Below are 12,983 nucleotides of genomic sequence, written 5' to 3' on the forward strand. Positions count from 1 at the left end.
CTCGTGGCGGGGCGAGGGACCGCCGCCGGCCGGATTCCGTGCATTACGGAGCAGCGCGTTGATCCGGGCAATTGTTGCTTTTATGGTTGATAATTTCCGGCCGTATCGGACACCCCTTTTCAAGGGTTTATGGAACGGCTTATAGTGCCGTCGCATACTTCATGCGAAACGATGCTCCACTCCTGACGAACCAGCACTGGTGTAGCCCTGAGCAGGGGAAACGCCGGAGTTGCCCCCTTGTTGCGCCCGGCCGCTGCGGCCGGGCAGCCGAGCCGGCACCCCAGGCCGAATTCCCCGTCACGGAAGTGCGCCGACGGCCTGGTGGAAATGGGACGCGACCAACTTGTCTTACGACCTGAAGTGGCTTGTCACGCTCGAGCCGGAAACCCAGGAAGCGCGGGGCCGGGCGGACGACCACGGCGAGCACGGCGTGCTGAGCGCCATCGCCACCGGAGACCTGGACACCCTCGAGGACCTGGCGGACGTGTGGTGGTTCGAGCTGCCCGCGCGCTTCGGTCCGGAGCTGCTCGGCCTGCTCGAACGGCTGCCCGCCACCATGGCCGCCCGCCGTCCGCGGCTGCTCATGGCGGGCGTGCTGGCCTACCAGCTCGCCGAGGCCGGCGACGATGCGCACCTGCGCGCCACGATGCGCCTCTTCGAGCTGCACGGCGTGCGCCTGTCCAAGCGGCTGCGCTCGTTCACGCGGCCCGGCGACATGGTCGCCGCGGGCGCGCTCGCGATGCACGCGGCACGCATGCGCGGCCAGTACCGCACGGCGGAGGGCATCGGCGCCTGGGTCGAGGACCACCTCCTCCGGACCGACGACGCCGGGTCGCTGCCCTGGAGCGGCGACCGCCGGGTGGGGCGGCCGGGCCTGATCGCCCTGAACCGGGGCGTGACGGCGATGCTCGCCGGGCGCCCCGCCGTCGCGAACGGCCACCTGCGCCGCGCCTACGAGCAGGCCGGACCGCCGCCGTTCCAGCACTTCGCGGGCGCCGCCGCGTGCGCGAACCTCGCGCTGCTCGCGGCGGTGCGCGGGCACCACGCGATGGCCGAGAGCTGGCTGGACCGCATCGGGCAGTGCGGACCCGTCCCGGAGTGGCTGGAGCACCACCTGCTGCTGGGCGCGGTCGTCGCACGGGCGCTCCTCGCGATCGACCGGCTCGACTCCTACGCCGCGGAGCAGGCTCTGGACCAGGCGGGCAGCGCCGAGGACCCGGGTGACCTCTGGCCGTTCCTCGCGGCCGCGTGGGCGGCGTACTCGGTGGCCTTCGACGAGCCGGTGAACGGCCTGCTGGGCCTCGACGCGGCGTGCTTCGCGCACGGGATGGGCGTGCGGCCGGGCCCGGACGCGCACCCGGTGCTGCTGCGGGCGCACGCCGACCTGCTCGCCGCGACCGGCGAGGGCAACCGCGTGGTGGCCCTGGCCGAGACCGCTACGACCACCGGCCGGCTGCTGCCGCCCGCGGCCCGGGTGCGGCTGCTGGCCGGCGACTCCGACGGCGCGCTGACGGTGGCCGGACGGGCGATGCGGGACGCCGGGGTGACCCCGCGGGACGCGCTGGAGCTCCAGCTCGTCATCGCCGTGGTGCACCTGCGCTCCGGTGAGCTCGACGAGGCGCGGGCGCGGTTCCTGCACGCCGTCGAGCTCGGCCGGCAGGGGCTGCTGACGCCGTTCGCCCTGTTCCCCCGGGACGAGGTGCTGGAGCTGTGCCACCTGACCGGCACGGACCCCCGGAGCCTGGGGATGACCCGCACCCTCGACGACGCGCGGAACCCGGCCTCGGGCCCGATCGTGCTGCTGACCCGGCGTGAGCGGGCGGTGCTGGCCGGGCTGGCAGCGGGGGACAGCGCCGTGCGGATCGCGGCGGACCACGGCGTCTCGGTCAACACCGTGCGCACCCAGGTGCGCAAGGTCTACCGCAAGCTCAACGCGTCCAGCCGCACCAGCGCCCTCGCGAAGGCGGGGCAGCTCGGCCTGATCCCGCCGGACACGCACCGGACGGCGTGACCGTCAGCCGGCGGACTCCGCCGCGACCACCAGGGCCACCTCGCAGAACATCGAGTCAGCCCAGGAGAACCACGGCCGCGAGTAGGCCGCCGGGTCGGAGGCGTCGAACGACTCGTGCATGCGGCCCGTGCCGCCGTCCGTCCGGGCGAGCACGTCGAGGATCCGCACCCGGTCCTCGGCCGTGCCGGTGAGCGCCTCGACGGCCAGCGCGATCGGCCAGACGCGGCCCGGCTTGGTGTGCGGGCTGCCGATGCCGTTCGCCGCCGTGCCGCTCACGTAGTACGGGTTGGCGGGGCTGAGCACCAGCTCGCGGGTCGCGCGCCACACCTCCGCGTCGAGCACGTCCGGGGCGTTGAGCGGCAGGGACAGCAGCGACGGGGTGTTGGCGTCGTCCATCAGGAGCGCGGCACCGAGCCCGTCCACCTCGTACGCGTAGACGCGCGCGCCGTGCGGACCTTCGACGACGCCGAACTCCGCGACGCCCGCGACCAGCTCCTCGGAGAGCGCCCGCGCGTCGGCGGCCAGGGCGGCGTCGTCGAGCACCTCGGCCGCGATCTCGGCGACCGCGAGCAGGGCCTGCGCCGCGAACAGGTTGGCCGGGACGTTGTAGCCGTACGTGCAGGCGTCGTCCGACGGACGGAACCCGCTCCAGGTCATGCCCGTGTGGCCGACGGCGGTGCCGCGGCCCTCGCGCGCCAGCGTCTCGGTCGGGATCTCGGTCTCCCGCTCGAACCGGTAGGGCGACGCGTCGTGGTCCTGCTCGGTCCGCAGCTGGGCGACGATCGTGGTCAGCACCCGGTGGGCGCGCTCGTCGAACACGTCGGTGCGGCCGGTCGCCCGCCACAGCGTGTGCGCGAGCGTGACCGGGTAGGCCAGGCTGTCGATCTCGTACTTCTGCTCCCAGACGTTCGGGTCGTCGCAGACGTCGTCCGGGTCGTAGTGCGCGCCCGTCGGGCCGTCGTTGAAGGCGTTCGCGTACGGGTCGTGGTCCAGGCTCGCGAGCTGACGCCGCACCACGGCGGCGACCAGGTCCGCCAGCGGCGGGCACGAGCCCAGGAACCGCAGGTAGGGCGTGAGCTGCGTGGTCGAGTCCCGCATCCACATGGCCGGGATGTCGCCGGTGATGACGAACGCGGTGCCGTCGTCGCCCATGGTCACCGTGTCGGTCAGCGTGCGCAGCAGCGCCGCCTCGACCATGTCGCCCACGCGCGCGCCGGAGGTGGCGCGCACCCGCTCGGCGGCGTCGGTCAGGACCGTCGTGATCGCGGGGTCGAGCTGGGTTCGCGTCATCGCTCCCATGGGGTGGCTCCGTTCTGGTCGGTCACGCGGACCGGTAGGGCGTGGGCGGGCGGGTCCGATTCTGGCGTGCACCACACGCTGAGCGTGACGGGCGCGGCTTGCGGGGCGCCGGTCGTCCAGGACCCGAGCTCGTCCAGGCCGAGCTCGAACGGCACGGCCGCGGTGGCGCCGGGCGCCACGGTCACCCGGCGCACCGCCAGGAGGGTGCGGCGTCGCGGCCGGACGCCGGGCTCGTGGCGCCGGCCGTACAGCGGCACGGACAGCGACGCCTCGGTCGCATTCGTGTTGGTGACCTCGACGGTCAGGTGCGCCGCCGCCCCGGTGGCCAGTGCGGACGCCGCGACCGAGACCGCCTCGCCGCCCAGGTGCAGGCTGACACCGGGCAGGTGCGCCGTGCCCAGCGGCAGCTTGCGCAGCACGTCCGTGTCCACGTAGCCGCGGGCCGTCTCCATGCGCTCGTCGTGCGCCACCGGCATGACGCCGTCGGCGGCCGGGAAGGTGGCCGGGAGCCGGCCGGACGCCGTGCCGGCGCAGAGCGCGGCGGCGATCGCCTCGCCGCCCGTCGGGCCGGGGAACGGGACCACCAGCAGCGCGTCGACCAGGGGGCGGAGCTCGGTCAGCGCGCGCGGCCGCCCGTCCAGCACGACGCCGACGACGGGCGTGCCGCCCGCGCGCGCGGCCCGGACCACGTCGAGCTGCGCCTGCGGGAGCGCCACGGACGACAGGTCCACGCCCTCGCCGTTGGTCGTGTCGAGCGCGGGGCCGTCGACGGCGCCGTTGTCGGCGAACTCGTCGTCGTAGGTGCGGCGGCTCGTGCCGCCCAGCACCACGACGCACACGTCGGCGACGGCGCTCGCGGCGCGGACCTGGTCGAGCGCGTCCGGCTCTTCGAGGGGTCCCCGCAGCCGGCTGCCCACGGCGTACCGCACGCGGTCGGCGCCGAACCGCGCCGTGAGCGCGGACCGCACCGTCGAGGCCCCGGGATCGGGCGCGGGGCGCGGCGGGGTGTAGTCGCCGAGCTGCGCGTCCAGGTCGTCGGCGTTGGGCCCCACGACGGCGAGGGTCTGGCCGGGGCGCAGCGGCAGCACGCCGCCGTCGTCCACCAGCACCACGGACTGGCGGGCGGCCCGCTCGACGAGGGTGACGACGTCGCGCTCGACCGGGACGCCCGGCACCGGGTCACCGAACAGGCCGAGGCGCCGCTTGAGGGCCAGCACCCGGTCGGCGGCGCGGTCCAGGACGGCCTCGTCGACCAGGCCCCGCTCGATCGCGGGCTCCAGGTGCGTGAACGCCTCGTCCCAGAGGCTCAGGTCCACGCCGGCGCGCAGGGCGAGCGCGGCGGCGAAGGCGGGGTCGGGCGAGCTGTCGCGGAGCCGGTCGATCGCGGTGCCGTCGGCCATGACGACGCCGTCCCAGCCCCACTGCTCCCGCAGGGTTCCGGTGAGCAGCTCCTCGTTGGCGCTGCACGGCACGCCGTCGACGTCGTTGTACGCGGCCATGAAGCCGGCGACGCCCGCGCGGGCGGCGGCGTACGCGGGGCGTAGGTGGACCTCGCCCAGCTCGCGGCGGCCGACGGGTGCGCCCGAGCCGTTGCGCCCGCCGATCCCGGCGCCCTGCCCGGCCAGGTGCTTGGCGACGACGGCGACGTGCGCGCCGTCGATCGGGTCGGCGGCCGAGGCGGTGCCCTGCATGCCGCGCACCGTGGCGGCGACCAGGAGGGCGGCCAGGGCCGGGTCCTCCGAGAAGCACTCCTCGGCGCGGCCCCAGCGCGGGTCACGCAGCACGTCGAGGCCCGAGACGAGCGCCACGTGGGTGCCGCGGGCCCGGGCCTCGGCGGCGACGGCGGCCGCCAGCTCCTCGGTCAGGTCGGCGTCCATGCCGACGCCGAGCGCGAGGTTCACGGGCAGCGTGGTGCCGCCGAGCGCCATCAGGCCGTGCGGCGCCTCCTCGACGAACAGCACAGGGATGCCGTCGCCGTGGGTGTTCACGTGGTCCTGCACGGCGGCATAGGCCTCGGCGCTGCGCTCGGGCGGGATGCCGTTGTCCCAGCGCACCGCGGACCACGGGTCGGCGCGGAGCACGCCGTACAGCGCCCCGAGCCCGCCCCAGCGGTCCACCTCGCGCCGCAGCACGTCGGTGACGCGGGGAGCGCCGTCGACCCACCGGACGGCCTCCCAGCCCTTCAGCCGCTGGTTGACCTGGCCGATCCGGGTGGCGAGCGGGAGCGTGGCCGCCCCGCCCGCCGGGAGGGTGGTGCCGTGCGTCATCCCTTGACCGCCCCCGACAGCAGGGCGCGCTGCATCTGGCGCTGGAGCACGGTGTAGACGAGGTACACGGGCAACAGTGTGAACAGGGTGCCGGCCATCAGCACGCCGTAGTCGGTCCCGGCGTCGACCTTGAGGGTCGGCAGGGCCACCTGGATGGTGCGCTGCGCGGTGTCCGGGCCGATCAGGATCAGCGGGTACAGGTACGCGTTCCAGAACGAGAGGAAGTTGAGCAGCAGCACGGTCGCGATGCCCGGCACGCAGATGGGCAGGTAGACCTGCCGCAGCACCTGGAGCGACGACGCGCCGTCCATCGAGGCGGCCTCCTCCAGCTCGCGCGGGATGGTGCGCATGAACGACGTGAGGATGACGATGGAGAGCGGCAGCGCCGTTGCCGGCAGCAGGAAGATCACGAACGTGCGGGTGTGGAACAGGCCGAGTGCCGCGGCGAGCAGGAACGTCGGGAACAGCGCCGCGAACGACGGGATGAGGAAGCCGAGGGCGAAGACGCTCTCGACGATCTTGCCGGCCTTGCCGCGCGCCCGGGCCAGCGCGAACGACGCCGGCAGCGCGAGCAGCAGGGTCAGCACGAGCGCGGCGACCGTGGTCAGCGCGGAGTTCGCGACCGCGAGGCCGAGGTCGGCCTGCTGGATCGCCGTCGTGAAGTTGGAGAAGTCGAACGTCGTCGGCAGGGCGAGCGGCGACTCGAAGATCTCCTCGTTCGTCTTGAAGGAGGAAACGATGAAGTAGTAGAAGGGGATGACCAGCAGTGCGGCGTAGATCCACGCGAGCGTGCCGCTCGTGATGGAGCCGATGCGGTCGCGCAGGGGGAGTCGACGGGCGACTGCGGCGCGCTGAGCCATGAGGTTCTCCAGGGCAGGTTCGGGAGGCAACGGATCGGGGATCAGTGCGTGGCGCGGAGCGTGCGGCGGATCGCCCACATCCCGAGCAGCCCGATCACGAAGAGGACGACGCCGACGGCCTGGCTGTAGCCCAGGTCGGTCTCGACGAACGCCTTGCGGTAGATGAGGTACGCGAGCGTCGTGGTCGCGTTCTCGGGCCCGCCCTGCGTGAGCAGCAGCACGGTCTGCGCCGAGTTGAACAGCATGGACAGGAACTGGAGCATCGCGACGACGCCGATGAAGTCCCGCGCGATGGGCCAGTACATGCGCCACGCCAGCCGCCAGTCGTTCGCGCCGTCCAGCCGCGCGGCCTGGACGATCTCGGTCTCGACGCCGTCGAGCCGCGACGCGATGAGCACCGCGGAGTACCCGATGCCGCTCCACAGCTCGACGGCGATGATGGCGCCGAGCGCCGTGGTCGGGTCGGCGAGCCACTCGTTGCCCTCCAGGCCCAGCGGGCGCAGGAACCCGTTGACCAGGCCGTCCGGGTTGAGCATCGCGTAGAACACCATCGCCGTCGCCGGGGCGGAGATGAGCGCCGGGATGAACAGCAGGTACCGCAGCACGCGGTGGCCGCGCGGCTTCTGCACCACGTAGAACGCGAGCAGGAAGGCGAGGCCGATCATGATCGGCAGGCCGACGACGATCTGGATGGCCGAGTTGAGGGTCGCAGTCCAGAAGGTCTCGTCGGAGAAGACGCGGACGAAGTTGTCGAGGCCCGCCGGGGTGGGCGTGGTGAGCATGCCCGGCCACGACATGAACGCGATGACGAACATCGCGACCACGGGGCCGATCATGAACACCGCGTACCAGATCAGCGCGGGCAGGGCGAGACCGGGGAACCGGTCGCGGAGGGTCCCGCGGCGGCGGGTGCGGGGGGCGGCGGTCTTGCCGTCACCGGTCGTGTCAGGGCGGCCGGCGTCGAGGAGCGCGGTCATGGGTGGGGGTCCTTTCCCAGCTCGAGCGGTCAGACCGCCTGGTATGACTTCTCGAAGGCGTCGATGATGCGGTCGGCCGGGGCGGACCCGTAGGCGAGCGCGGTCGCCTGGATCATCGGCTCGAACACGGCGTCGGGGATGAGCAGGTCGGGCAGCATCACGGGCGTCACGTCGTCGTCGGTGAGGCGCGAGCCCTGGGCGACCAGCGGGAAGTCCTGGCTGACGGTGTCGGTGATGCGGCTCATGTCGCGCCCGGACCCGAGGATGAAGTCGTCCGTGACCTCGGGGGTGTACAGGTTCTGCACGAACGGCTTGATCAGGTCGAGCTTCTTCAGCCCGTTCTCGCTGATCCAGATGCCGTGGCCGTTGAAGCTCCTGATGACGCTCGGGTGTTCCAGCACGCCGCCGGTGGACGGTTTGGGCCAGCCGCCGACGGTCACCTCCGCCGCGCGCTCGTTCGGCACCAGCGCGAGGGCCGACGACATGGCCGGCACGATGGCGGCCTTGCGCGTGTTGAACTGCGTGAGCTCCGAGTCGGACGTGTAGCCCTGGACGTTGTCGACGAAGACGCCGGCGTCGCGCAGCTCGACGAAGTGCTCCACGCCCGCGATCGCGCCGGGGCTCTCGGAGATCTTGCCCGTGGAGAACACGGTGCGCGCCTCGTCCTGGGTGATGAAGCCCTGGAGGATCTGCAGGAACATCTTCTGGCCGCTCCAGTCGGAGCCGCCGACGGTCACGGGGCCGATGCCCTTGGACCGCAGGGCGTCGGCGGCGGCGATCAGCTCGTCCGACGTCGTCGGGATGGCGCCGACGCCGGCCTCCTCCAGCAGCCCTGTGTTGAACGACACCGGCCAGTTGGTGCGGGTGAACGGGAAGGCGCGCAGGCGGCCCTCGTCGTCGGTCCACTCGGCCAGCGCCTCGGGGATGATCAGGTCCCGCAGGCCCCAGTCGTCGAGGTAGTCGTTGACGGGGACGGTCGCGCCCAGGCGGGTCCAGGAGAGCGTGCGGCCCATCATGTTGACGATGGCGACGTCCGCCTCCTTGCCCGCCAGGGTGCTCGTCTCGAAGACGATGGGCAGGTCGGAGCCGTTCTTGAGCAGCGCGACCTTGCGCGCGGTGGCGCGCTGGTACGCGGCGACGACGTCGGAGAACACCTGCGCGCCGGCGACGGCGCCGCTGATCTGGGTGTGCACGGTCAGGGCGTTCGAGCCGCTGGACGCCGGGACGAGCGGCCCGCACGCGGAGAGCAGCGGGGCGATGATTCCGCCGCTGAGGGCGGCGCCCAGCAATGTGCGCCTGCTGATGCCGTGTGACACGGGACCTCCTGGAGCTGGTCGACCTGGAAACTTCGGTGTGTCGATCGAAAGGGCGGGGCACTTCCGCGTGCCGGGCCTTGTAAAGCGGTACACAAACTGACTGGCCGCGAATGTATACCGCTTTACTTTGGAGGGTCAACCCCCGTAGTGTCTGGCACGTGACCGAAACACCCCCGAAACGAGCAACGATCGCCGCGGTGGCCCGCCGTGCCGGCGTGTCGCCGTCCGCGGTGTCCCACGTCTTCAACGGGCGGCCCAACGTCTCGGCCGCCACCGCCGAGCGCATCCGGCAGGCCGCCGACGAGCTCAACTGGCGCCCCAACTACGCCAGCCGCAAGGTGTCGGGCCAGGGCGGGCGCAGCCTCGGGCTGGTGATCGCCCGCGCGAGCGACACCTTCGGTCGTGACCCCTTCTTCATGCGGCTCGTCGCCGGGCTCACCCAGCCCCTGGCCGACATCGGCTGGTCGCTCTCGCTCACCCTCGTGGGGGCGGACGACGAGGCGCGCGTCTACCGCGAGTGGTGGGCCGAGCAGCGCGTCGACGCGTTCCTGCTGGTCGACGCCCGCACGGACGACCCGCGGCTCGACCTCGTCGGTCAGCTCGGCGCGCCCGCCGTGGTGCTCGGCGCGCCCGTCGACGCCGCGGTCCCCGCCGTCACGGTGCGCGACGACGCCGCGTTCGCGGACGTGCTGGCCCACCTGGGCGAGCTGGGGCACCGCCGGGTCGCGCGCATCAACGACGCGCCGGGCCTCGCGCACACCCAGGCCCGCGACCGGCGCTTCGCCGCGGCGGCCGCCGAGCGCGGCGTCGAGCCGTCCTACGCGGTCTGGGACGCCACGGCGGCCGACCCCGTGGCCGACCTGCTCGGCCGGGTCGGCGACGTCACGGCGATCATCGTCGACAGCGAGGTGATCGCCGCCGAGATCGTCGCGCACGCTCCCGAGCTCGGGGTCAGCGTGCCTGGCCAGCTCTCCGTGGTCGCCTGGGAGGACTCCTGGGTCTCCACCCTGGTGCGCCCGCGGCTGACCGCGCTGGACGCGCCGGTCGAGGAGAGCGCCCGCACCGCCGTCGCCCTCCTGGAGCGGCTGGTGCGCGGCGAGTCCGTGACCTCGCAGACGGTCGGCGGGCGCCAGCTCATGGTGCGCGAGTCGACGTCCGCCGCCCCCGGCACCCACGCCTGAGTTACCCCGCCCGGTCCTCGACGGCCGGGAATCCTGAGTCACCTGAGAGGCAGGCCCTTGACCACCACCCCGCGTTTCGGCGTCAACTACACCCCGTCGAAGGACTGGATGTTCCAGTGGATGGCGATCGACCCCGCGGTCGTGCGCGCCGACTTCGAGGCGATCGCGGCGCTCGGCGTCGACCACGTCCGGGTCTTCCCGCTCTGGCCGGTGCTGCAGCCCAACCGCACCCTGATCCGGCAGCGGGCGCTGGACGACATCGCGCTCGTGGCCGACATCGCCGCCGAGCACGGCCTGGACATCTCGGTGGATGTGATCCAGGGCCACATGTCCGGCTTCGACTTCGTGCCGGCCTGGCTCGTGAACTGGCACGACGGCAACATGTTCACCGACCAGCCGGCGATCGACGCGCAGGCGGCGCTCGTCTCGGCGGTCTACGACGCCGTCCGCGACAAGCCGAACTTCCTGGGCCTGACGCTCGGCAACGAGCTCAACCAGTTCCAGCGGCCCAACCCGGCCGCGATGCCCGCCAAGCGCGACGAGATCACGCACTGGCTGACGTCGCTGCTGGAGGCCCCGCGCGACCGCGACCCCCGGCACGTGGTGACGCACAGCGAGAACGACCACCTCTGGTACCGCGACGAGCACCCGTTCGTGCCGGCGCACGCGTCGCGCCTGGGCGACGTGACGACCGTGCACTCCTGGATCTTCAACGGGACGGCCGCGACCTACGGCGCGCTGTCGCCGCAGTCGGTGCGGCACGCCGAGTGGATGATCGAGCTGTCCAAGGCGTTCGCCACGCAGCCCGGCCGGCAGGTCTGGCTGCAGGAGGTCGGGGCGCCCTCGATGAACCTCGCCGAGGCCGAGATGCCCGAGTTCTGCGCCCGCACCATCGAGGCGGCGCTCACCACGGACGACCTGTACGCCGTCACCTGGTGGTGCTCGCACGACGTGACCCGCGACCTCGGCGACTACAAGGACCTCGAGTACTCGCTGGGGCTGCTCGACACCGAGAACAACGTCAAGCCGCTCGGGCGGCGGTTCGCCGAGGTCGTCGCGGAGGCTCGGGGTGCTGGTGCGCGCCCGGCCTCTTCGGGGCGTCCGGTGGCCGTCGTGGTCGACGTCGACGCGGACGACCTGCCGCTGTCCCGGCCGTCGCTCGGGCCCGGCGGGGCGGTCTTCGAGCGCTGGCACGCGCTGCGCGAGGAGGGCGTGGAGGTCACCGTCGTGACCAGCGCCGCCGCCGCGGACCCCGCGGCGCTGGAGGCCCGCGGCATCCGGGAGCTGGTCCGTGTCGACGCCGTCTGACGGCGACCTGCTGCTGCGCGGCGGGCTCGTCGTCGACGGCAGCGGGGCGGAGCCGGTGGTCGGTGACGTGCTCGTGCGCGGCGGGCGCATCGCCGGCGTCGGCGGGCGGATCGACGCGCCGGGGGCGCGGGTCGTCGAGGCGGACGGGCTGGCCGTCGCGCCGGGCTTCGTCGACATGCACGCCCACTCCGACCTGGCCGTCCTGGCGGACGGCGCCCACCTCGCCAAGGTCACGCAGGGCGTGACCACCGAGGTGGTGGGGCAGGACGGGATCTCGTACGCGCCCGTCACCGACGAGACCATGGCGCTGGTCCGCGAGCAGATCGCGGGCTGGAACGGCATCCCGGACGGCGTCGACCTCTCCTGGCGGTCCGTCGCGGAGTACCTGGCCGAGGTGGACCGGCGCGGCACCGCGACCAACGTCGCCTACCTGGTGCCGCAGGGCACCGTGCGGATGAACGTCGTGGGCACGGGCGACCGGCGGGCGACGCCGGCGGAGATCACCCAGATGCGCGCCCAGGTGGACCAGGGCCTGCGGGAGGGTGCGTTCGGCATGTCGTCCGGGCTCACCTACGTGCCCGGGATGTTCGCGGACACCGACGAGCTGGTCGCGCTGGCCGAGGTGGTCGCGCGGCACGGCGGCTTCTACGCCCCGCACCAGCGGTCCTACGGGGCAGGTGCGATCGGGGCGTACGCCGAGATGGTCGAGGTGGCCGAGCGCGCCCGGTGCGCCCTGCACCTGACGCACGCGACCATGAACTTCCCCGAGAACCGGGGGCGGGCGGGGGAGCTGCTCGCGCTGGTGGACCGGGCGATCGCCGACGGCGTCGACATCACGCTCGACAGCTACCCGTACCTGCCGGGGTCCACCACGCTGTCGGCGCTGCTGCCCAGCCGCGCTGCGGTGGGCGGCCCGGAGCAGACGCTCGCCCGGCTGCGCGACCCGGGGGAGCGCGCGTGGATCGCGCACCAGGTCGAGGTGGTCGGCAGCGACGGCTGCCACGGCGTGCCGGTCGACTGGGACAGCATCGAGATCGCGGGTGTGCGCGACGCCGCCCTCGGCGACCGGGTGGGCCGCACCGTGGCGCGGATCGCGCTGGACGAGGGGCGGGCGCCGGCCGACGTGTTCTTCGACCTGCTGCTCGCCGACCGGCTCGGCACGAGCATCCTGCAGCACGTCGGCGACGAGCAGAACGTCCGCGAGATCATGCGGCACCCCCGGCACACGGGCGGCAGCGACGGGATCCTGGTCAGCGCCAAGCCGCACCCGCGCGGTTCGGGCACGTTCCCGCGGTACCTCGGGCGGTACGTGCGCGACGAGGGGGTGCTGTCGCTCGCCGAGATGATCGTGCACCTCTCGGCCCGGCCCGCCGCGCGGCTCGGCCTGCACGACCGGGGGCGCCTCGCGGAGGGGTACGTGGCCGACGTCGTCGTCTTCGACCCCGCGACGGTCGCCGACCGCGCGACGCCGGACGAGCCGCGCCTCACCGCCGACGGGATCCCGTGGGTGCTCGTGGGCGGGGTGCCGGTGATCGAGGAGGGTGTGCGGACCGGTGCGCGGCCGGGTGGGGCGCTGCGGCACCGGTCGCGGGCGCTGCGCTGAGGGGGCGCTGGGTGGGCTGAGGGGCGCTGAGGTCGGCAGTTGGCTGGGGCGCGCTGCGGTGGTCGGCAGTCGGCCGGTGCGCCGCTGAGGTCGGCAGTTGGCTGGGGTGCACCGGAGAGTTCGGCAGTTGGCATCGAGATCGGCACAGGCCTGTGCCGATC

9 protein-coding genes are annotated in these 12,983 nt (G+C 73.3%); 4 read left to right on the forward strand and 5 right to left on the reverse strand.

What is annotated here, in order from left to right:
* Positions 1-343: 343 nt before the first annotated feature.
* Entirely contained in the window at positions 344-2,011 is a 1,668-nt protein-coding gene (locus tag ACFU5G_RS25170) for a LuxR C-terminal-related transcriptional regulator (protein WP_377250985.1), read from the forward strand.
* 3 nt (positions 2,012-2,014) lie between these two features.
* Here ACFU5G_RS25170 and ACFU5G_RS25175 read toward each other — a convergent pair whose 3' ends face one another.
* Genes ACFU5G_RS25175 through ACFU5G_RS25195 form a run of 5 tightly spaced genes read right to left on the reverse strand, consistent with a single transcriptional unit; the run spans position 2,015 to position 8,730 of the window.
* Positions 2,015-3,301, reverse strand: a complete 1,287-nt coding sequence (locus tag ACFU5G_RS25175) for a glycoside hydrolase family 125 protein (RefSeq protein ID WP_377250988.1) — start codon at positions 3,299-3,301, stop codon at positions 2,015-2,017.
* Positions 3,298-5,577: a glycoside hydrolase family 3 N-terminal domain-containing protein gene (locus ACFU5G_RS25180; protein ID WP_377250991.1), complete on the reverse strand. Its 2,280-nt coding sequence runs from the start codon at positions 5,575-5,577 to the stop codon at positions 3,298-3,300. Before ACFU5G_RS25180 ends, ACFU5G_RS25175 begins: the two co-directional genes overlap by 4 nt.
* Positions 5,574-6,437 carry a carbohydrate ABC transporter permease gene (locus tag ACFU5G_RS25185; RefSeq protein WP_377250994.1) on the reverse strand — a complete coding sequence of 288 codons (864 nt, stop codon included), beginning with the start codon at positions 6,435-6,437 and terminating at the stop codon, positions 5,574-5,576. Before ACFU5G_RS25185 ends, ACFU5G_RS25180 begins: the two co-directional genes overlap by 4 nt.
* Positions 6,438-6,478: 41 nt before the next feature.
* Complete coding sequence (locus ACFU5G_RS25190) at positions 6,479-7,414, reverse strand: carbohydrate ABC transporter permease (RefSeq protein WP_377250997.1); 936 nt, start codon at positions 7,412-7,414, stop codon at positions 6,479-6,481.
* Between the two features lie 29 nt (positions 7,415-7,443).
* Positions 7,444-8,730, reverse strand: coding sequence for an ABC transporter substrate-binding protein (locus ACFU5G_RS25195; protein WP_377251000.1), 1,287 nt, complete (start codon positions 8,728-8,730; stop codon positions 7,444-7,446).
* Positions 8,731-8,888: 158 nt separating this feature from the next.
* On the opposite strand from ACFU5G_RS25195, the gene ACFU5G_RS25200 reads away from it, so the two are divergent.
* Genes ACFU5G_RS25200 through ACFU5G_RS25210 form a run of 3 tightly spaced genes read left to right on the forward strand, consistent with a single transcriptional unit; the run spans position 8,889 to position 12,822 of the window.
* Entirely contained in the window at positions 8,889-9,911 is a 1,023-nt protein-coding gene (locus tag ACFU5G_RS25200; protein WP_377251003.1) for a LacI family DNA-binding transcriptional regulator, read from the forward strand.
* Between the two features lie 57 nt (positions 9,912-9,968).
* Positions 9,969-11,219, forward strand: coding sequence for a glycosyl hydrolase (locus tag ACFU5G_RS25205; protein WP_377251006.1), 1,251 nt, complete (start codon positions 9,969-9,971; stop codon positions 11,217-11,219).
* On the forward strand, positions 11,203-12,822 hold the full coding sequence (locus ACFU5G_RS25210) for an amidohydrolase family protein (protein ID WP_377251009.1): 1,620 nt from the start codon (positions 11,203-11,205) through the stop codon (positions 12,820-12,822). The genes ACFU5G_RS25205 and ACFU5G_RS25210 overlap by 17 nt, the downstream gene beginning before the upstream one ends.
* Positions 12,823-12,983: the final 161 nt, after the last annotated feature.

The sequence above is a fragment of the Promicromonospora sp. NPDC057488 genome, assembly GCF_042802395.1.
In the GTDB taxonomy this organism is placed as follows: Bacteria; Actinomycetota; Actinomycetes; order Actinomycetales; family Cellulomonadaceae; genus Promicromonospora.

Coding starts and splice junctions, on each gene's coding strand:
- ACFU5G_RS25185 (WP_377250994.1), bottom strand. CDS start 6,437: ATGGCTCAGCGCGCCGCAGTCGCCCGTCGACTCCCCCTGCGCGACCGC.
- ACFU5G_RS25180 (WP_377250991.1), bottom strand. CDS start 5,577: ATGACGCACGGCACCACCCTCCCGGCGGGCGGGGCGGCCACGCTCCCG.
- ACFU5G_RS25175 (WP_377250988.1), bottom strand. CDS start 3,301: ATGACGCGAACCCAGCTCGACCCCGCGATCACGACGGTCCTGACCGAC.
- ACFU5G_RS25190 (WP_377250997.1), bottom strand. CDS start 7,414: ATGACCGCGCTCCTCGACGCCGGCCGCCCTGACACGACCGGTGACGGC.